This window comes from Sphingomonas sp. FUKUSWIS1 (genome assembly GCF_000733135.1).
GTDB classification, from domain to species: domain Bacteria; phylum Pseudomonadota; class Alphaproteobacteria; order Sphingomonadales; family Sphingomonadaceae; genus Sphingomonas; species Sphingomonas aerolata.
Genome location: NZ_JPJC01000229.1, coordinates 28,853 through 49,566, shown reverse-complemented (window position 1 = coordinate 49,566; position 20,714 = coordinate 28,853). Strand labels below are relative to the sequence as shown.

Below are 20,714 nucleotides of genomic sequence, written 5' to 3'. Positions count from 1 at the left end.
TGTTCCCGGTTCGGTTTCTTTTCCCTGTCGACGAGAAATTACCGGCGGTCTCGTGCAAAGCGGGTGACCCCGATCGGCGTCACCCGGTGCGTCGCCGCCGCTATCCAAGCTGCTCGAGTTTCGCTTCCGGGGCTGCGGCCGAGGCGCGGAACCGCGCGACGCTCGCCTCCTCGAACGGCTTGGCAACAACGGTCGATACCGTCTTGAAGTCCGCGGTGGCATGGTCCGGCGTCAGCGTCAGGACGATGTACCCCTTGCGATCCTGGTCGCAGAAGCGGACCTCGTCATTGGCGTCGGCGATCAGCGTGCCGATTCCCGGGATCAGCGAGCCATAGGACGGACTGGTGATCGCGGTCGCGCCGAATTCGACCGCGACGAGCTTCCCCGATGCATCGTGCAGATCGTTCGCCCAGCCGGCATGGCTATCCCCCGACAGCACGACCGGTCGCGACCCCGACCGCTTGAACGCGGCATAAAGCCGTTCGCGTGCTGCAGGATAGCCGTCCCAACTGTCGAAGTTGAACGGCAGACCCGCGCGATAGGATGCCATGCTCGCCATCAGCGCCGTGCGCCATTTCTCCGGGAGCCGCGCCATCATCGCGGCGAAGCGATCGGGGCCGAGCTGCTTCTCGAGATCGGGGCCGGCGACGCGCGCCATCACCACCTGGTTGCCGAGTACCTGCCATGGCTTGCCCGCCGTGACCGACGCCGCCATCGTCCGCTCGATCCAGGCGAGCTGCGGTGCGCCCAGCATTTCGCGACCCGGCTGCGCGCGCTCCGCCATCATCGGGGCATATTCTGCAGGCGCAATCGCCTCGCCCTTTGCCGCGACCTGCCTGCTCCGCGCGAGCAGCCGCGTCTCGACCATCACCAGCGTCGCGAGTTCGCCGAACTCGAAACTGCGGTTGATCGCTTCCCACGGCTCGCCGGGCTTCGGGTCGCGGATCGGCATCCATTCGAAATAGGCCTGCATCGACGCGGCCTTGCGCGCCTTCCAGTCGCCCTCGGTCGCCGGGTCATGGTTCTCGGCGCCACCGATCCAGTCGTCATTGGCGACCTCGTGATCGTCCCACACGCAGATGAACGCCGCCCGGGCATGCGCCGCCTGCATGTCGGCGTCGCGCTTCACCTGCGCGTGACGCATCCTATAGTCGGCGAGCGTCAGGATCTCATGCGTGGGCTCGACCAGACGGCCGATCTTTTTGCCGATGTCGCCGCCATAGCCGTCGATGGCATATTCATAGATGTAGTCGCCGAGATGCAGCACCGCGTCGAGCCGGTCGAGTTTCGCGATCGAAGCATAGGCGTTGAAGAACCCGCCGGGGTAGAGCTGGCACGACACCACGCCCATGACGACATCCGCCACCGCGCCGCGGGGCAGCGTGCGGACCCGGCCGACGGGCGAGCGCGTGCCCGCCGCGGTTTCGAACCAGTAGCGATACTCGGTTCCGGGCTTCAGCCCCGTCACCGCAACCTTGGCGGTGAAGTCGCGCGCGGCACGCGCCGCGATACGGCCCGAACGGAGGGGCGTATCGCCCTCGCGCAGTGCGACATGCCAGGTCAGCGCGATATCGCCCGCCTGTTGCGGATCCTGCGGGGTCGCGCGGGTCCACAGGATGGCGCCGTCCGCGGAGGGATCGCCGCTCGCCACGCCGTGGTCGAAGCGCGCTGCCCCCGCGCTGCCGTTCGTGCGCGCCGCGGTGGCAAGGCCAGGAAGCGCGAGCGCGGAGCCTGAGCCGAAGAGCGTGAGGGCGTCGCGGCGATTGATCGTCATAACAGTGCCTTTTGCGGTGATGCCGCCTGCTAGGGGCGCTCGGCGTCAGTCACGTTGCGACGGTGTTACGCCGCGATGACAGGCCGTCACGCGCGGGTCATGTATCCGACGCGGAACCGTAACGACCCCGCCCTAGGTGCTCGCTCACTGACAATCGGGGGACTTCATGACGACTATTTCTACGCGCCTGGCTCTGGCCGCGCTTGCTGCATCCTGTTCGACGGGTGCGCTTGCCCAGGCGATCGTCGCACCCGATCCGGCGACCGGCCCGGCCGCCCGCGCCGACGTGACGGGCGGCGGCGACATCGTCGTCACCGCCCAGAAGCGCGAACAGCGGATCGAGGACGTGCCGCTGACCGTCACCGCGCTCACCGGCGCGAAGATGGCGGATATCGGCGTCAACTCGCTGTCCGAGGTCGCCGCCTATATTCCCGGCCTGCAGATCCAGGAGCAGAGCGCGAACAACCCCGGCTTCGTGATCCGCGGCATCACCTCGGACAATGGCTCGTCGCAGCAGGGTGCGCGCGTGACGCTCTATTATAACGGCGTCGACATCAGCCGCTCGCGCGGCGCCTATCAGGACCTCTATGATCTCGAGCGGATCGAAGTCGTGAAGGGCCCGCAGGCGACGCTGTTCGGCACCGCCGCCGCGGTCGGTGCGATCAACCTCATCTCCGCCAAGCCGCAGCCCGGCACCTCGGGTGCGATCACCGGCTCCTATGGTAATTACAACAGGACGCAGGTGTCGGGCTTTATCAACGCCGGCAACGACGTGCTGTCGGGGCGCCTGGCCTTCGCCTATAAATATCGCGACGGCTATGTCCGCAACATCGCCGGTGATGCGAACATCCCCAACCAGAACCAGGGCAAGGTCGATCAGGACGATCTGAACGGGCAGGACCAGCGCGGCATCCGCGGCTCGCTGCGCTTCCGGCCGAACGATGCGATCACCGCCGACCTCGTCCTGACCTATGACGGTCAGCGCAATCCCGGCACCGCGTTCAAGAGCCGCGCGCATGCCCCGACCGGCGGCCAGACCGGCGATTACGGCAATGCCGAACTTTCGGGTTCGCCGTTCAGCGCGACGGCGCTCGGTGCGCGCAAGCTCGGTCTCGACCGCAACGTCTACGACGCCAACCTGACGGTGTCGGTCGATCTGTCGCCCGGCATCACCTTCACCACCGTCAACGGCTATCGCCGCTTCGACGCGCTCGAGATTTTCGACGCGGATGGCGGCCCGGCCTGGTATCTCGAATTCGCCGAGGATGCGAAGGGCGACCAGTGGAGCCATGAGAGCCGCTTCGCGTTCGACGGCCCGAAATATCGCGCGTCGTTCGGGTGGAACGCCTTCTTCGAAAACGGGTCGCAGCGCGTCCCCTTCTCGACCGAGGAGGGCACCTATATCGCTTGCTCGATCGCTGCGGCCTATCAGCCGTTCCGCACCGCGCTGAACGGTGCCGGCATCCCGACCGGCCCGGGCTGTGTCGCCGCCAACGGCACGATCCCGGCTGCGACCCGCGCCACCGCGATCCTCACCGGCGGCCGTTCGACGCAGATCCCCTATTCGTCCGAGTTCACCAATTACGGCAACAACGACACCTATTCGGTGTTCGCCGATGCGACCTATATCCCGATCCCGGCGCTCGAGCTGACCGCCGGCGCGCGCATCCTGATCGAGGATCGTCAGTCGGGCTATTCGTCGATCCAGCCCAACTCTCAGATCCTCGCCGCGCTGGGCGTCCGCACCAGCCTGCTCGGGACCGCGAACACCAATGGCGTGAAGTTCGAAGCGGACCAGAGCTTCGCCGCGATCCTCCCGCGCTTCAATGCGCTGTTGAAGCTCGACGACGATGTCAGCCTCTACGGCACGATCAGCAAGGGCCGGCGCTCGCCGGTCGTCCAGTTGGCCGCACTCAACGCCGTCAATGGCGTACGCCCCAATCTTCAGATCGTGCCTGAGGAAAATGTCTGGAACTACGAAGGCGGTATCAAGGGGCGCGTCGGTCCGTTCACCGGCGCGGCATCGGTCTTCTATCAGACCTATGACGGGTTCCAGGTCTCGGTGAACGAGGTCAATCCCGCCAATGGTGCGGTCGTTGCGGTCACGCGCAGCGCGGGCTCGGCGAAGAATGTCGGCGTCGAGCTCGAGGGCAATCTGGCGCTTGGCCAGTATCTGTCGGTGTTCGGGACCTTCGCCTATCTCGACGGCGGGATCGCGGACCAGCCTGCGGGCACCTTTGCCGGCAACCGCTTCCGCCTCCAGCCGAGCACCACGGCCTCGGGCGGCGCGACGCTCCGGCTGCCCGTCGGCGGCGCGGTCTTCTATGCGACGCCGAGCGCGAATTACCGGTCAAAGGTGTTCTTCGAACTGCCCAACAGCGCCGCTATCAGCCAGCGCGGCTATACGCTGGTCAACCTGCGTGCGGGTATCGAGCTTGCGGACGGGCGCTACCGCGTCGGCGGCTTTGCGCGCAACCTGACGAACAAGCGGTACCTGATCGACGCGGGCAACACGGGCGGCGGCTTCGGCATCCCCACCTATATCGCCGGCGAACCGCGCTTCTACGGCGTCGAGCTCGGCGCCAAGTTCTAAACAGCCCTGTCCCACCCTGTCGTTCCGGCACGCGCCGGGACGGCGGGGACCATCCGCGGGCCTGGGCCAGGTGGCGGTTCGCTTCTTGGCCGGCTCCTATCCCGGCCCGGCGCGTTGACGCGCATTCCCCATCGCACGAGGTTCTCACGATGCGCGCCACTTCTATCGTTCCGGCGGTCGCCGCATGAGCGGTCCGCAGCTCTTCACGCCGTTCAAGGTCGGCAAGCTCGATCTCGCCAACCGGATCGTCATCGCGCCGATGTGCCAATATTCGGCGGTCGACGGCTGCATGACCGACTGGCACCTGATCCATCTCGGGCATCTCGCGCTGTCGGGCGCGGCCCTGATGATGCTCGAAGCCGCCGCCGTGACGCCCGAGGGGCGGATCACCTATGCCGATGTCGGGCTGTATGACGATGCGAGCGAAGCGGCGATCGCGCGGACACTCGACAGCGTGCGCCGCTGGTCGGACATGCCGATCGGCATCCAGCTGTCGCATGCCGGACGCAAGGCGTCGTGCGAGGTGCCCTGGAAGGGCGGCGGTCAGATCGCGCCCGACGCTGAGCAGGGCTGGCAGACCGAAGCCCCCTCCCCGGCCGGTTTCCTGCCCGACGATACGCCGCCGACGGCGCTCGATCGCGAGGGGCTGGCGCGACTGCGCGACGCGTTTGCCGCCGCGGCGACGCGCGCGGCTCGCCTCGAGATTGATGCGATCCAGCTGCACGCCGCGCACGGCTATCTGCTCCACCAGTTCCTCTCGCCCTTGGCCAACCACCGCGACGACGACTATGGCGGCAGCCTCGAGAACCGGATGCGCTTCCCGCTCGAAATCTACGACGCGGTCCGCGCCGCCTTCCCGGCGGATCGCCCGGTGACGATGCGCGTATCGGGCACCGACTGGGTCGAGGGTGGCTGGGACGGTGAACAGACCGTCGCCTTCGCAAAGGCGCTTGAGGCTCGCGGGTGCGACGCGATCCACGTCTCGAGCGGGGGCCTCAGCCCGGACCAGCAGATCCCGGTCGGCCCGAGCTATCAGGTCCCGCTGGCGCGTCAGGTCAAGCAGGCGGTCGGCATCCCCGTCGTCGCGGTCGGCCTGATCACCGACTATGAACAGGCCGAGGCGATCATCGGTACCGGTGACGCCGATCTCGTCGCGCTAGCCCGGACCCTGCTCTACGATCCACGCTGGCCGTGGCATGCCGCCGCACATCTCGGCGGCCATGTGAAGGCGCCCAACCAGTATCTCCGCTCACAGCCACGCCAGTACAAGGACCTGTTCAAGGCCTGACGCCAACCGCGACCCTCGCAGGTCGCGGCAATGTCTCCAGCGCGGTCAGCCGTTGTCGCGGAAACCGGGATACAGACTCATCCCGCCGTCGACGGTCAGCGTCGATCCGATGATATAGTCCGCGGCATCGGACACCAGGAACAGCGCCGCACGCGCGACATCGTCGGGTTCGCCGATTCGTCCATAGGGGATGAGCTCGAGCAGCGCGTCGGCGGCATCGCCCTTGGTCGCATCGGCGTTGATGTCGGTCGCGATCGCGCCGGGCGCCAGCGCATTGACCCGGATCCGCTCCTGCGCGACCTCCTGTGCCAGTGTCCGCATCAGCATCCCGCTGCCGCCCTTTGACGCTGCATAGTTTGCATGTCCCGCCCAGGGGATCGTCTCGTGCACCGAACTCATGAACAGGATCTTGCCGATCGCCCGGCCAAAGCCGCGATCACCCTGCGCGCGGAACCGGCGTACCGCTTCGCGCGACACGAGGAACTGGCCCGTCAGGTTGACGTCGATGACGCGGCTCCAGTCCGCGAGCGTCATGTCCGCATAGCCCGCATCCTTCTGCATGCCGGCATTGGCGAACACGACGTCGACGCCGCCGAACCGCGACACGGTCTCGTCGAACAGCCGGAGGACGGCATCCTCGTCCGCGGTATCGGCCTGACAGGCAAACGCCTTGCCCCCGCCCGCCACGATCCGCGCGACCACGTCGTCCGCCGCCTCGCGATTGCTGTTGTAATTGACCGCGACGCGCGCGCCGGCCTGCGCGAAGAGCAGCGCGGCGGCGCGTCCGAGGCCGGAGCTTGCACCGGTGACGATAGCCGTCTGTCCGGAGAGATCGATGTGCATGGGGCTCGCTTTCGCTAGACTGTCGGGAGTTGCGTCCCCAACGCCCGCCTTGCCAAAGCTATCCGTCTGCCCCCACGGGGGGCTAGTCGTCCAGCGTGTCCGCCGTCCGCAGCGCGCGCACATAGGCCTGCGCAGCCTGTTGCTCGGTCGCGGTCTTGAACGCGTCACGAGGGTCGGGCGCATCGCCGAGCGTCGCCAGCACGGCCCACAGCGCAAACCGCCGGCCGGTCTCGCGCTCCGTCCCGAACGCAATCCGGACGCGCTCCAGACCGTCATCGATCGCGATCGTATCCAGCGTATCGAGATCGGTCGTGCCGAAATAATGGGTGAGCATCGCATCGAGATCCATGACGCAGCGCTGCCCGAGCCGGGCGATCGTGGCAAGCCATGTCGAACAGCCGACCCCCTGCGTGCGAAAGAGTTGCGCAACGGTCCACCCCGACCTAGATGCCGGTCGCACACGCCCCTCCGCCATCGCGGCGGCGCGGATGCGGTGCGGAAGAGTGTCCGAGTGGTTTAAGGAACTGGTCTTGAAAACCAGCGTAGGGGTAACTCTACCGTGGGTTCGAATCCCACCTCTTCCGCCAAAGCTTCGTCTCAGCTTGCCTCACACGGGTTCCTAACGACTCCCAAGCCCCGTTTCCGGCGCGTTCGCATCCCCGGAGAACCGAACCGGTTCATAAACAGCGCTAGTAAATCGGCGTGACTGTCAGGGCACCGAGTGAGCTCGACGGTCCAGAATGGGAGCAAGCATTCTTACAGACGGTGCTTGAAGATCGTCTGTACCGGTACCCTGGTCTCGGAATGACTTGATTTCGGGTTCGGTCAGGAGCTTAATGTACATCCGAATGCTTTGAGGTAGTGCGGGGCTTCTGACAAATGAAGCGGTGGTTGCTCTTCATCCTGGGTGTGGCCGTCAGCGTCCCGGCGCAAGCGCAGCTTGCGGCACCGGTGAAGAATGGCGACTCGACCATCGTCGTCACGGGCAACCGAAGCCGCGAATCCAGGGTGGAGATGAGCGACTGGCGAATGGCGGAAACGCCGCACGTCGTCGTTTTCAGTCAGGGCGACGAAACGGCATTGCGACGCACCGCGCACAATCTCGAAAAGCTCCACTTCCTGCTCTCGGTCCTGCATGGCCGGGTGGATCAGCCTGACGAGACGATCAAGATCGCCGTGACGATGATCGGCGATGTCGCATCGTTCGAACAGCTTCGACTGACCGATTTGCGCTGGCAATATGGTCCCTTCCCGCAGGCGTTCGAAAAGACGATCTACTATGATCCGCGCGAGGAAGGGTCGGTGCTCGCAACGACCGAGGAAGGCGTGAACCTGGTTCTTCAGCCATCGGTTGGCCGCAAGACGAACCGCAATTGCACGCGCGGGCGGGACCGAAACCCTCCAATCGTTGATTACTACATAAGCCCCAGGGTGACGGCGACCGGACAGCCGACGTACGACGTGAACCAGATTCTCGAACAGCTTCCAGTGAACGAGATTGCCTTTTGCCAATGGGCCGAATCCCGCGTGTATGCCGCCTTCGCCCAGAACTACCTGATGACCTATTTTCCGGCAGCGTATCCGCGCTGGTATCTGCAGGGGTTCGGAGAATTGTTCGCGACAATGGAAGCCGGCGACGACTTCGTCGAATATGGCCACCCCCCGCCTGGCTACGCGAAGGTCATGCATCATTACGGTCTATATCCGGTCACGCACATCCTCGACGGGCGTTATCTCTCGGGCAAGGGTAGGGCCTGGACGCCCTATCACGCATGGCGGCTGGTCCACCTCCTGTATTTCTCCGAGGCGTGGAAGCCGCGGCTTCACGGCTATCTGAACGCCCTGGCACGGGGTGACGACTTGCAGACCGCCGCGAGCGCCCTTGGCGATCCGAGCCAGTTCCAAAGCGCCGTGACCACCTACCGAGGCCGCAAATTACAGGCTGAGAAGATGGCCTTTCCGGCCAATCGCGCGCCGGAACCCAGCATCCGACGCCTGACCCGCGCGGAGGCCGGGCTGATCCGTGGCCGGCTTGAACTCGGCGCGCGGATCGAGGTGCCCGACGCCGGCCGCGACCGTGAGAAGGCGCTCACACGGCGCTCCGCGTGGCTCGACCGGCTTCGCGACAACGCGACCCGCTTCCCCGCCCTGACGGAAAACCACTTGCTCCTGGCGGAGGCCGAATGCCGCACCGGCAATCCCGAAGCCTGTCTTGAAGCCGCTGAGAGGGCGATTGCACAGTCACCGACGGAAACACGCGCGCTGGTGTGGAAGGGCACGGCGCTGACGCAACTGGCTATGCGCGCTCCGGCGGCCGAACGTCGGCAGCGGCTTGCGGAAGCAAGACGTTTCATCGTCAGGGCCAACCGCCTGGACCCGGAGAGCAGCCTCGCGCTGATCGCGTATCACGACAGCTTTGCAACGGCGGCCGAGCAAGCCCCGGATGTCGCGGTGGAGGGGCTGTACAAGATCGTTCAGTCTGCGCCCGCCGCGCCCGGTCCGAGACTGAAACTCGGTGAGGAGCTGATCGCCCGCGACCTTCGGAGTGAAGCGCGCAAAATGCTGCTGCCGGTCGCCAAAGGGGCGTTCGCAACGCCGGAACAGCCCGTCGCCGCCGCTTTGCTGTCGCCAACGGGGGCGACGGAGCCGGGGCGTTAGAGGCTGCTAAAAATCCGGCGTTCGCAGACCGTAGCGCATTTCGAAAAATCGCCGGGGTCCCGATCCGGACCCCGGCGATCACGTCAGTCGGTAGCGTTACAGCCTCAGCGAGACCCCCGCAACGAGCTGCCGGCCGAGCAGGTCATACCCCATCACGGTATTGCCGCGCAGCAGCCCAATACGCGAACGGCTGTCCGGGATGAGCGGCGGATCGCGGTCGAAGATGTTGTTGGCGGCCAGCCGGAACGTCATCTGCTTGTTGATGTCGAAGCTGAGCGCGACGTCGATCCAGTTGTACGAACCGACACCCGGATATTGATCGCGCCGGGCGCTCGCGTCCTGGGCGGGGATGCCGGTGTCCTCGGGCGCATAGATGTCGAGCGGCATCGCGCCGCGGTGGCGCCAGTTGACCGACAGGCTGGTCGTGCTGTCGGGCGCGGTCCAGGTGGTGCGGAGCTGGTGCTTCCAGCGCGGCATGCTCTCGCCGCAGAGATTGCCGAAATATCCCACGCAGTTGCGCGGTTCGATCGTGGGCGACGATTGCGAGCCGACGCGGGTCATCAGCGTCCCGTTGAAGCTCATGTCGAGCCGGCCGACGCCGCCCAGACCGACATTATACTGCCCCTGGAAATCCCAGCCATGCGACTGCGACTTGTAGCCATTGGCCGAGCCGCGCGCCACCCAGCCCGTCGACGGACTGGTCGCAGGCGAGCTCGAGAGCGTGCCGGTGCCGGGATTGCGGACGATGCCGCGGCAGAAATATTCGTTCCCGGTCGCAAGGCACTCGCCGATGATGTTCTGCGGCTGGAGGAAGTCGAGCTGGTCCTTCAGATCGATCAGCCAGCGGTCGATCGACACCGTCAGGCCGGGTAGGAAGCGTGGGCGCAGCACGACGCCGAAGGTCTTGGTGAATGCACTTTCGGGCGTCAGGTTGAACCCGCCCTCGCGCACGGTGCACCGATCGTCAGGACAGATCAGCGAGGCACTGCCATAGAGATTGTCGGCGAGGCCGGTGTTACGGCATTGCTGCAACGTCGCCGACGGCGCCAGTCGCGCGCCATTGGGGTTCGACGGATCGATCCGCGGTGCGCAAGGATCGGCATAGAAGCCCTGGTTCCAGAAGATGTTGGCGGCCCCCTGTGCGGTGCTGACACCCGGTGCGGCCTGGGACTTGTTGTACGAGGCGCGGAGCGTGATGTCCGCCACCGGCGACCAGAGCCCCTCGACCTTCCAGGTATCGAACTTGCCGGCGAGCCGATTATATTGCGACACGCGGTAGCCGGCGTTGACCTGCAACAGCTCGGCGAAGCGGCGATGTTCGATCAGCGGTGCCTGCACCTCGGCATTGGCTTCGAGGATGCTTTGCGTGAAGCGCTGGTTCTCGCCGCCGTTATTCTGCTGGAAGATCTCGTTGACGATCGTGCGTTCCATTTCCTCGCGATATTCCGCGCCCAGCGCGATCGCGAGGCCCTGATCCGCGAGCGGCGAGGTAATGCCGTATCGGCCGAGATCGCCGCTGACGGTGCCGACGAACTGCAACAGGCGCGGAATGCGCGTGCTGATCCCGCCGGTCGCGCCACCATAGAGATACTGGTTGAGCGCCGTATCCTGGTTGAACGGCGCGAACGCGTTGAACGGCACACAGGACGGATCGGTCCCGTTGACGACCGAACGACAGGTCGGCGTGCCGTTGACCCGAACGACGTCGAGCGAGCGGTTGATGTTGTCGAAGCGCGCGAACGGCACGTCGATGGTGTCGAGCCGCGCGCGCGAGATCATGCCCGCGACATCGTAGGACCACACGTCGTCAAAGCCGCGACCGCGCAGCCCCGCGACGATACGATAGCCCTCGTTGGTGAAGCGCTGCCGCACCAGTGGCAGCCCGTCGAAGCGATAGCGGACGTCGATCGGCGCATATTGTCCGGCAACACCGGCGTTGGCGCCGCACACATCCTGTGCCTGCGAGGACGACAGGAACGCGTTGTCGCAATTCACGCGGAACGGGTCCGAGCCGTACGCACCGAAGTTGAAGGTGCGGTTGAGCTGGGTGTTGTAGGATTTGTCGCGGTAGAACAGCCCGTTGCCGTACAGCTCGATGTCATCGGTGATCTTGGCGGTGAGGAAACCGCCAAGGTTGACGCGGTTGAACGCGCGCTGGACCGCCCAATTGTCATAGGGGTTGGCAGACGAGCCCTGCGGCCCGCTGTTGATCGGGATGAAGGTCCCGTTGCCGCTGGGATTGTTGACCAGGATCTGCCCGGCGCGCGGCCCCGACTGCGGAATGATCGTACCGGCGGGGGTGAAGCTCGCGCGTGAACAGCCGAGCGGCGAAGTATTGGTCGGCTGGACCGCCTCGCAGACCGAATAGGAGCGATCGACCAGCTCGATCGGATTGGACTGGCGGTAATTGATGAACCCGGTGAGGTTCACCCGGTCGTTGAACAAATTGGTGCCCGCCGCAAGGCTGACGTCCGAACGACCACCATCATTCGTCAATCCGCGCTTGGCGGCGAAACCCGCGCGACCTGCCGCCTCGGTGACCGCGTTGCTGCCATTGTCGTGATTGTAGAAGCTGTAGTTCGCGTCGAGCCGGATGCCTTCGAAGTTCTTCTTCAGCACGAAGTTGACGACGCCCGACACTGCGTCGGATCCGTAAACGGACGAGGCACCGCCGGTGAGCACGTCGATCCGCTCGACCAGTGCGTTGGGGATGATGCCGACGTCGACCGTGTTGGCGAGGCCCATGCGGAGCCCGTCGATCAGCGTCAGCGTGCGCTCATAGCCCAGGCTGCGCAGCTTGATGCGCTGACGACCTTCGGAATCGCTGAAATTCTGTTCCGAGTTCACCTGCACCTGCGGCAGGCGATTCAGCACCTCCTCGATCGTCGTCGCGCCCTGTGCCGCGATTTCCGCGGCGGTCGTCGTCACGATCGGTGCGGCGGACCGGTTGTTCGGCCGCGCGATGCGCGTGCCGGTGACGACGATGTCCGACGCTTCCCGCCGTTCGCCGGTGCGTTCGGCATCTGCAGCGAGCTTGGCGGAGGCGACGGGATCGCCGATCGCGGTCTGGCTTTCCTGCGCACCATCGGCCGCGCCTGTATCCGACGCCTGGGCCTGCGCCTGAGCCGGCATCGCAAACAACGCCGCGACGCAACATGTCGTAGTCAGAAACCCTTTGAACAGCACCATTCCATTACCCCCCATGTTGCCGATCGGGTCACATGGATGGTGATGCATCGTATCGTTTGCCGCCGACCCTGTTCGGAAGCGTTCGATGAACAACAGGACGCCCTTTCATCGGGATCTGTCGCCCCGTGACCTTGCTGACCTTGTTCGGCATCACCATCCGGACCCTCGGACAGGCACATGCTGTCACGTCCCAAATATCAAAACAATACCAATAATTTCAGAAATGACACGCGGTATGGATTTTGTGTCGTAACGGTCTCAATCGGTATCAATGACAGCACTTTGCGTTCCTCAGGCCGCACCATTCCGCTTCGGTTGCGAGTTCGTCCCCTATGGAGCTGTATCCGCTGGGGTCATTGCTATAGGTCGTCGATCAACGCGTCCAAAGCGCAAGCAAGGCGGATAAACTTGCTTGCGACGCGACGCTCTAGACCCGGCGTGACGTGCTCTCGCCTTCCATCCACTTGTGACCGGCGAAGAACACGTCCAGGACCAGTGGAGAGCGGAATGACGACGACAGGACGAGAAGCGACCTGATAAAAGAAATTTGCGAGTGACGATCGCGATCAATCGGTTAGACCCTGCCGCACAAGGGGGGATCTCTACACCATGAAGCACCGCGCACTGACCGCCATCGCACTTTGCCTCGTCGCCACCGAACTGGCCGCACAGACCACGCCGCCACCGGCCGCCAGGCCCGTCGAACGGACCCAGGCGCCCGAGAATCAGGCGACGGTGCCCACCCCCGCGACGACCCGCGCCGACCCCAACCCGTCGCCTCAGCCCGTCGCCGCAGCCCCGGTCACTGCCGCCGTGCCCGCCAATGCGTCGGCTGCCACATCCAAATCGTCCGCCAAGCCGCCGGTCTGGGACGTCATGCAGCCGCGTGGACTAAAGACGCGCGAGGTCGCCCTGCGTGTCGACGAGGGCAGCTGGATGAACGTCGACGTCTCGCCCGACGGCCGGCTGATCGCCTTCGATCTGCTCGGCGACCTCTACACCATGCCGATCACGGGCGGCACGCCGCGACGCATCGCCGAGGGGCTGGCGTTCGAGCATCAGCCGCGCTTCTCGCCCGACGGCCGCCGCATCGCCTTCACGTCGGACCGCGGCGGTGGCGACAATATCTGGGTGATGAACGTCGACGGCAGCGACAAGCGCCAGGTGACGAACGAGGATTTCCGCCTGCTCAACCAGCCGAGCTGGAGCCCGGACGGCCGGTTCATCGCCGCGAAGAAGCATTTCACGACCGGCCGCTCGCTCGGCACGGGCGAGATCTGGCTTTATCACGTCTCGGGTGGCGGCGGCGTCCAGCTCGTCAAGCGCGCGAGCGAGGTGCTGCAGAAGGAACTGGGCGAGCCGATCTACGCGCCCGATGGCAAGAGCATCTTCTACACGCGCAACATCTCGCCCGGCCCGATCTTCGAATATGCGCAGAATTCGCGCACCGACCTGTTCGATATCGAACGCTATGACGTCGACAGCGGCGAGGTCAGCACCGCGGTCTCCGGGGTTGGCGGCTCGGTCCGGCCGACCCCGTCGCGCGACGGCAAGCGGATCGCCTTTGTCCGGCGCGAGAACAACGTCACCAAATTATGGGTGAAGGACTTCGCGACCGGCGTCGAACGGATGATCTATGGTCCGCTCGACCGCGACGTGCAGGAGACATGGGCCGTTACCGGGGTCTATCCCGACATGGCCTGGACGCCGGGCGACACGGCGATCGTCTTCTGGGCGGGGGGCAAGCTGCGCCGGGTGGCGCCCGACGGCTCGGGCGCGGCGGTGATCCCGTTCCGCATCGACGATACGCGCGTCATCGTCGATGCGGTCCATCCGCAGGTCGCGGTCGCACCCGACCGGTTCGCGACGAAGATGCCGCGCTGGGCCAGTGTCTCGCCCGATGGCCGCACCGTCGTGTTCGAGACGCTCGGCAAGCTGTGGACCAAGCCCGTTGCGGGTGGCACCGCGACGCGGCTGACGCGCGGCGCGGACGAATTCGAACTGTTCCCGAGCTGGTCGCGCGACGGCCGCCAGATCGTGTTCGTCGGCTGGACGGACACGGGCCTCGGCCAGATCCGGACGATCGCGGCAGGCGGCGGCTTGCCCCGCACCGTCACGACCGTCGCCGGCCATTATCGCCGCCCGCGCTTTTCACCCGACGCGCGCACGATCGTGTTCGAACAGGGCCCCGGCGGCGGGCTGACCGCGGCGCGGGGCAATCCAGACGCCGGGGCCTACCGCGTCGCCGCCAGCGGCGGTGCGCCGGTGCGGATCGCCAAGGAGGCGAGCGGCCCGCAATTCGGGGCGGCGAACGACCGCGTCTTCCTGATGGCGACCGAGAAGGACAAGCGCCAGCTGATCAGCACCGACCTCAACGGACAGGACCGCCGCGTCCATGCCTCGGGCGAGCTGGTCAATGACTATCAGATCTCACCACAGGGCGATTACGTCGCCTTCCGTCAGAATTACGAGGCGTTCGTGATGCCGCTGATGCCGGGACGCCAGGCGGTCGAGACCGATGCCAAGGGCGGCCCCCTGCCCGTCACCCGCGTCAGTGGCGACGGTGCGGACTTCATCAACTGGTCGAACGACGGCCGGCAGATCCACTGGAGCGCGGGCCCGACGCTCTACACGGCCGAGACCGCGGCGCTGTTCCGCGCGGTGCCGACGCCGAAGGGTGAGGACGCGCCGAAGTTCGTCGCGCCGCGCACCGGCACCTCGCTGTCGATGGACATCGCCGCCGCCAAGCCTGACGCGACGGTGGCGCTGACCGGCGCACGCGTCGTGACGATGGCGAAGGCCGATGGCGGGATCATCGACGACGCCACGATCCTGATCCGCGGCGACCGCATCGTCGCGGTCGGGCCACGTGGTACGATCGCCATTCCCGCAGGCGCGAAGACCGTCGACCTGGCGGGCAAGACGGTTATCCCCGGGTTGGTCGACGCGCATGCGCATGGTCCGCAGGGCGAGGACGAGATCGTACCGCAGCAGAACTGGTCGGCGATGGCGAACCTCGCGCTCGGCACCACGACGATCCACGATCCGTCGTCGCGCTCCGCCGAAATCTTCCCGGCGGCCGAGATGCAGCAGGCCGGCATGCTGCTTGCCCCGCGCACCTTCTCGACCGGCGAGATCGTCTATGGCGCGAAAGCGCCCGACGTCTATGCGCAGATCGACACCTATGAGGACGCGCTCGCCGTCGTCCGTCGCCTCAAGGCGCAGGGCGCTCGCAGCGTGAAGAACTACAACCAGCCACGCCGCGAGCAGCGCCAGATGGTCGTCGCGGCCGCGCAGGCTGAAGGCATGGAAGTCGTGCCCGAGGGCGGCTCGCTCTTCACGCTCGACATGAGCCTGGTGCAGGACGGCAATTCCACGGTCGAGCACAATGTTCCGCTCGAGCATTTCTACGCCGATGTGGTCGACCTCTGGTCGCAGACGACGGTCGGCTACACACCGACGCTCGTGGTCGCCTATGGCGGGCCGGCGGGCGATCCCTATTGGCGCGCGCACAGCGACGTGTGGCGGCATCCGCTGCTCGCCCGCCATGCGCCGCCGGCACTGCTCGCGGCGCAGAATGCGCGGCGCGAGATCGCGCCCGAGGAGGATTATGTCGATGGCGCAACCGCGCGCGAGGCGCGCAAGCTCGCGGTCAAGGGCGTGCCCGTCGCGATCGGCGCGCACGGCCAGCAGCCAGGGCTTGGCGCACATTGGGAACTATGGAGCTTCGTCCGGGGCGGGTTCAGCCCAATCGAGGCGCTGCGTGCGGGTACGATCGAATCGGCACGATCGCTGGGATACGCCAAGGACGTCGGATCGCTCGAACCCGGCAAGCTCGCCGATCTGGTCGTGCTGACCGCCGACCCGACCCGCGACATCCGCAACAGCGACAAGGTCGCGCAGGTCATGCTCGGCGGCCGCCTTTATGATGCCGCGACGCTGAACGAGACGATCACCGGCACGCGCAAGCGCCAAACCTATTGGTGGGAGAGCGGCAGTGCGGGCGCTGATACGGGCGCCCGGATCACCGTCGGCCACGGACACGGCGATGTAGACTGACATCGCCGGTCGCGACCGGCGCTGGGGGTGGACTGACATCCGCGATCGGAACCGGCGCTGAGGTCGACGGCGGTCAGTAGATGTCGCGGCGGTACAGCCCGGCCTCGCTCATCGCCTCGACCCGGTCGTCGCCGAGGATGATCCGGAGTTCGGCATCCACCGCGCCGGCCATCCCGACCAGACTGCCGCAGACATAGATCGCCGCCCCCCGGTTCGCCCAGTCGAGCATCCGGGCGGCCTGTTCCGCGACTAGCGCCTGGACATAGCGTCCGCAGCCGGCATCACGCGAGAAGGCGCGGTCGATCCGCTCGAGCGTACCCGCGGCGTGTAGCGCGTCGAGCTCGGCCGCGAGCGGACGATCGGATGTGCTGCTGCGTTCGCCATACAGGAGCCAGGCGGGCGCGCCGCCGGTCCGCGCCCGCTCGCGAAGATGCGCCATCAGCCCGGCAAGGCCGGTGCCGTTGCCGATCAGCACAAGGGGGGTCGCCGGATCCATCGGTGTCGCAAACCCAGGATTGGCACGAAGCCGTATGGCGATAGAATCACCGATCGACGCCACTTCCGTCAGCCACCCCGAGCCGATGCCGAGCCCGCCATCGGCTGCGGGACATTGCCGCACGAGCAGCTCGACACGGCCCGACTCCGGCAGCGACGCGACCGAATATTCGCGGTGCGCAAGCGGCGGCAGCGCCAACGGATCCCGTCCTCCGGCATCGAACGTCGCCGGATCGGGCAGCGTCGCCCTGGCGAGCGCGACCGCGACCCGGCCGTCATCGACGATCCCGCAATTGGCCAGGAACCGCACGACGCGGGCCGGATCGTGACGCGGCTCGATCTCGGCGATCGCACCCGGTGCCCAGCGCGTACCAGCGGGAATGCCGAGTTCGACCCGGTACATCGGCGCGCCCGGGCTGTCGGGATTGAGCCATGTCCGTGCGACCAGCGGCCAGGCGGCATAGTCCGCCGGCTGCCAGTCGGGCTGCGCCGGATCCGCGCCGATCGCGTGAAGCTGTTGCTGCCACTGGCGTTCGCCGTCCGCATCGGCCGCATCGAGCTCGATCCGGTCGAACAGGCGCTGCGCCCCACTCGCATGCAGCCACGCGTCGACGCGCTGACCAAAGGCGCAATAGTCGGGATATTCGCGGTCGCCCAGCGCCAGCACCGCGTAGCGGACGCCGTCGAGATCGGCCGGCGCGGCCATGACGCGGCGCTCGAACACCCGGGCGGTGTCCGGCGCATCGCCCTCGCCATAGGTCGCCACGACGAACAGGACGGTGCCGGCATCGCGCAGATCGGCTGGCGACACCGTCGCCAGCGGCCGGATCGCAGCGCCCGGGAACGCCGCAGCGCTGAGGCGTGCGAGACGCTCGGCGGTGCCGGTCTGCGACGCGTGAACGACCAGCACGCCAGCCGGGTCCGCTCCCCCGCCGTCGGCCGAGGCCGTTACCACGACCGCCGCGAGCGCGCGCTTGGTCCGCCGTCGGCCCAAATACAGCAGCAGGCCGGTGACCGTGAACAGCGGCATCGTCAGGCTCGTCAGGAACAACGCGATCCGCCCGGGCAGACCGAAGAATGCCCCCGTGTGAAGCGGGTAGATGCTGGTCGCAATCGTCTCGCCGACGCCGCGCTCGGCATAGCGCTCCGCCTTGGTCAGCGCCCCGCTACGCGCGTCGAAGCGGAGCTCGTCGGTCATCCGGTCGGACGGCGCGCCAAACGGCACCATCCGCATCGTCACCGGTGCCGCGCCCTGCGGGACCGTGATCGTCACCCGGTCGAAACCCGCGCCCTCGCTGCGCAGGAACCCCGCCCAGGCCGGGGCGATCGGTCGCGACGCTTCCGCCACCTCACCCCGGTCGCCGCGACGGCCACCCGGCGCGCGCCCTTCGTGCCCGCCGCGTTCCGGACGCTCGGTCGTGCCGGTCAGCATGTACCGCGCACCCCGCTGATACCAGTCATAGGACCACCAGAGGCCGGTCGCCGCGCTCAGCAGGTAGAAGACGAGCACCCAGCCGCCGATCACCGCATGAAGCGCCCGGTACAGGTTGCGCCCGGTCTTGCGCAGATCGAGCACGAACCACGCCCGCCAGTCGAGCGGGTGGCGCGGCCAGCGCAGATACAGTCCTGACACCGCAAAGAAGACGAGCGCCAGCGCGGACAGACCGGTCAACTGGCTGCCGATGCCGTTGCGTCCGCCCGGCAGCGCGAGCCAGCGATGCAGGTTCTCGATCGTGCGGAACACTCCCGCGCCGGTGGCGGTGCCGAGCAACCGGCCGGTCCGCGGATCGATATAGCTGCGCTCGCCACCGCGCTGTCCCTTCTTCGCGGCGAAGCGAACCTGCGCCGCAAGCTCGGGATCGCGCGCGATCGTCAGGTCCTGCACCCGCTTGCCGTCGCGCTGCGCGGATGCGGCCCGGACCAGAGCATCGGGCGACAGCCTTGCCGCATCGCCCGCCCCATTCGGCAGCGGTGCGAGGGTCACCACGCCCGGGCTGAGCGCCGCCATGATCTCGTCCTCGAACGCCATCGCGGCGCCGGTCACGCCCATCAGTGCGAGCACGAACCCCGCGGTAATCCCCAGAAACCAGTGCATCTGGAACAGCACGCGGCGCAGCGTCATTGCGCGCAGTCTCGAACGATCATCATCTGCCTTCAGCCCCCCCAGATCACGGATGCCGCACTATCACGTATTGCTATTGGTTCTCAAGTGCAGCTTTGAGTGGGTGTTGGCGGACGGTCGTCGTCACGCATCGACGCTTGCCCGGACGTCGCGGATCGGCAAGCATGCACAAAAGGGGAGAGACACATGAAGACCGCGATACTGGTCGCGCTGGCCGCGGCGACCGCAATTCCGGCCGACGCGCAAACGGCGCCACCAGCTGTGACCTATATCCAGGCCGGCACGCTGCTCGATCGGCCGGGCCAAGCGCCGCGCGGCGCGACCACGATCATCGTCCGCGACGGCAAGATCGTCGCGCTGCGTGACGGGTTCGTGGCGCCGGAGGCGGGCGCGACGCTCGTCGACCTGCGCACCGCGTTCGTGATGCCGGGCATGGTCGACATGCACGTCCATCTCTGGGGCATCGGCGGCGACCCGATGCGCGCGCGGCTCGAGGCGATGACCCGCGACCGGTTCGATGACGAGATGACCGCAGTCGCCAATGCACGGCAGACGCTCGCCGCAGGGTTCACCTCAGTCCGCGACCTTGGCGGCGATCCGCGCGGCATCCGTGCTTTGCGTGACGCGATCGATGCGGGCGCGATCGAAGGGCCGAGCATCACCAATGCCGGCGAGATGATCTCCGTCACCGGCGGGCACGGCGATGGCGGCAACGGCCTCGCCGAAGAATTCGCCGATATGGTCCATGGTCGCGAGGTCAATGTCTGCAACGGGCCCGACGACTGCCGCCGCGCGGTCCGGGCGCAGGTTGCGCTCGGTGCGCGTGTCATCAAGTTTGCGGCGACCGGCGGCGTGCTGTCGAACGTCAGCGGCGGCCTGGGCCGCGCGATGACCCCGGACGAGATGCGCGCGATCATCGACACCGCGCACATGCTTGGCCGCAAGGTCGCGGCGCACAGCCACGCGACCGAGGGAACCCGCGCCGCGCTCGAGGCGGGGGTCGATTCGATCGAACACGGCACGTTTCTCGACGACGAGACGATCCGCCTCTTCAAGACCAGGGGCGCCTATCTGGTGCCGACCGAGATCGCACCGGTCGCGGCACTGGCGCAGGCACGCGGCGGCGCCCTGCCCGCGGCCACCATCGTCAAGGCCGAGTCCGCCGCCGCGGCGATGGCCGCCAGCCATCGCCGTGCCTATGCGGCCGGCGTCAAGGTCGCCTTCGGTACGGATACCGGCGTGTCGAAGCACGGCGACAATGCGACCGAATTCGCGCTGCTCGTGCAGAACGGTCTTACCCCCGCACAAGCCATCGCCGCGGCGACGAGCGGCGCGGCGGATCTGCTGGGGCGGGACGATATCGGCACGCTCGCGCCCGGCAAGACCGCGGACATCATCGCGGTGCGGGGGTCCCCACTCGACGACGTCAACCGGCTAACGCAGGTCGATTTCGTCATGCACCGCGGAGTCGTGGCGAAGGCGATCGCGGCGAAGTGATCGTCATGCGGCGGCGGCCCCTGCGCATCGAGCGCGCCGCCGCCGTAGCGGCTCAGGCGGTCAGTTGACGCCGCCGGATCTCGCCGAGCAGCGCTTCGGCGGCGGGGTCGCCGACCTCGCCTTCCGTCGCGCGATAGGCGGCAATTACATCGGCATCCGACGCCGCGGCCAGCAGCCCCCGGACCTCCGCGTCGAA

General features: G+C 66.9%; 10 protein-coding genes and 1 tRNA gene. 6 read left to right on the top strand and 5 right to left on the bottom strand.

Annotation, left to right across the window (positions count from 1 at the left end; all coding sequences use genetic code 11):
- Nucleotides 1–100: 100 nt before the first annotated feature.
- Nucleotides 101–1,774: an alkaline phosphatase D family protein gene (locus tag sphsw_RS13820; protein WP_031441116.1), complete on the bottom strand. Its 1,674-nt coding sequence runs from the start codon at nucleotides 1,772–1,774 to the stop codon at nucleotides 101–103.
- Between the two features lie 166 nt (nucleotides 1,775–1,940).
- Here sphsw_RS13820 and sphsw_RS13815 point away from each other — a divergent pair, with 166 nt between their 5' ends.
- Both sphsw_RS13815 and sphsw_RS13810 read left to right on the top strand, forming a co-directional pair.
- Nucleotides 1,941–4,367, top strand: a complete 2,427-nt coding sequence (locus sphsw_RS13815) for a TonB-dependent receptor (RefSeq protein WP_031441115.1) — start codon at nucleotides 1,941–1,943, stop codon at nucleotides 4,365–4,367.
- A gap of 184 nt (nucleotides 4,368–4,551) precedes the next feature.
- Nucleotides 4,552–5,655, top strand: a complete 1,104-nt coding sequence (locus tag sphsw_RS13810; protein WP_031441114.1) for an NADH:flavin oxidoreductase/NADH oxidase — start codon at nucleotides 4,552–4,554, stop codon at nucleotides 5,653–5,655.
- Nucleotides 5,656–5,700: 45 nt separating this feature from the next.
- On the opposite strand, the gene sphsw_RS13805 is transcribed toward sphsw_RS13810, so the two are convergent.
- Nucleotides 5,701–6,498 (bottom strand): glucose 1-dehydrogenase, encoded by a 798-nt coding sequence (locus tag sphsw_RS13805; RefSeq protein WP_031441113.1) that lies wholly within the window; start codon nucleotides 6,496–6,498, stop codon nucleotides 5,701–5,703.
- Nucleotides 6,499–6,580: 82 nt separating this feature from the next.
- Nucleotides 6,581–6,847, bottom strand: coding sequence for a hypothetical protein (locus tag sphsw_RS13800; RefSeq protein WP_031441112.1), 267 nt, complete (start codon nucleotides 6,845–6,847; stop codon nucleotides 6,581–6,583).
- 148 nt (nucleotides 6,848–6,995) lie between these two features.
- On the opposite strand from sphsw_RS13800, the gene sphsw_RS13795 reads away from it, so the two are divergent.
- Nucleotides 6,996–7,085: transfer RNA gene (locus sphsw_RS13795), tRNA-Ser, on the top strand.
- Nucleotides 7,086–7,389: 304 nt separating this feature from the next.
- Complete coding sequence (locus sphsw_RS13790) at nucleotides 7,390–9,156, top strand: hypothetical protein (RefSeq protein WP_152555497.1); 1,767 nt, start codon at nucleotides 7,390–7,392, stop codon at nucleotides 9,154–9,156.
- Between the two features lie 96 nt (nucleotides 9,157–9,252).
- Here the strand turns inward: sphsw_RS13790 and sphsw_RS13785 are convergent, their stop codons facing one another.
- A complete protein-coding gene (locus sphsw_RS13785) occupies nucleotides 9,253–12,288 on the bottom strand; it encodes a TonB-dependent receptor plug domain-containing protein (RefSeq protein ID WP_042467357.1) in 3,036 nt (1,011 codons plus the stop codon).
- Between the two features lie 666 nt (nucleotides 12,289–12,954).
- On the opposite strand from sphsw_RS13785, the gene sphsw_RS13780 reads away from it, so the two are divergent.
- Complete coding sequence (locus tag sphsw_RS13780; protein ID WP_031441109.1) at nucleotides 12,955–16,404, top strand: amidohydrolase family protein; 3,450 nt, start codon at nucleotides 12,955–12,957, stop codon at nucleotides 16,402–16,404.
- Between the two features lie 73 nt (nucleotides 16,405–16,477).
- On the opposite strand, the gene sphsw_RS13775 is transcribed toward sphsw_RS13780, so the two are convergent.
- Nucleotides 16,478–19,021 carry a PepSY domain-containing protein gene (locus sphsw_RS13775; RefSeq protein WP_031441108.1) on the bottom strand — a complete coding sequence of 848 codons (2,544 nt, stop codon included), beginning with the start codon at nucleotides 19,019–19,021 and terminating at the stop codon, nucleotides 16,478–16,480.
- Nucleotides 19,022–19,207: 186 nt separating this feature from the next.
- Here sphsw_RS13775 and sphsw_RS13770 point away from each other — a divergent pair, with 186 nt between their 5' ends.
- A complete protein-coding gene (locus sphsw_RS13770; protein ID WP_031441107.1) occupies nucleotides 19,208–20,518 on the top strand; it encodes a metal-dependent hydrolase family protein in 1,311 nt (436 codons plus the stop codon).
- The last annotated feature ends 196 nt before the right edge of the window (nucleotides 20,519–20,714 follow it).

Excerpts from the sequence above, each read along its gene's own strand:
- sphsw_RS13820 (WP_031441116.1), bottom strand. The coding sequence starts at position 1,774 with ATGACGATCAATCGCCGCGACGCCCTCACGCTCTTCGGCTCAGGCTCC.
- sphsw_RS13815 (WP_031441115.1), top strand. The coding sequence starts at position 1,941 with ATGACGACTATTTCTACGCGCCTGGCTCTGGCCGCGCTTGCTGCATCC.
- sphsw_RS13810 (WP_031441114.1), top strand. The coding sequence starts at position 4,552 with ATGAGCGGTCCGCAGCTCTTCACGCCGTTCAAGGTCGGCAAGCTCGAT.
- sphsw_RS13805 (WP_031441113.1), bottom strand. The coding sequence starts at position 6,498 with ATGCACATCGATCTCTCCGGACAGACGGCTATCGTCACCGGTGCAAGC.
- sphsw_RS13800 (WP_031441112.1), bottom strand. The coding sequence starts at position 6,847 with ATGGATCTCGATGCGATGCTCACCCATTATTTCGGCACGACCGATCTC.
- sphsw_RS13785 (WP_042467357.1), bottom strand. The coding sequence starts at position 12,288 with ATGCCGGCTCAGGCGCAGGCCCAGGCGTCGGATACAGGCGCGGCCGAT.
- sphsw_RS13780 (WP_031441109.1), top strand. The coding sequence starts at position 12,955 with ATGAAGCACCGCGCACTGACCGCCATCGCACTTTGCCTCGTCGCCACC.
- sphsw_RS13775 (WP_031441108.1), bottom strand. The coding sequence starts at position 19,021 with ATGACGCTGCGCCGCGTGCTGTTCCAGATGCACTGGTTTCTGGGGATT.
- sphsw_RS13770 (WP_031441107.1), top strand. The coding sequence starts at position 19,208 with ATGAAGACCGCGATACTGGTCGCGCTGGCCGCGGCGACCGCAATTCCG.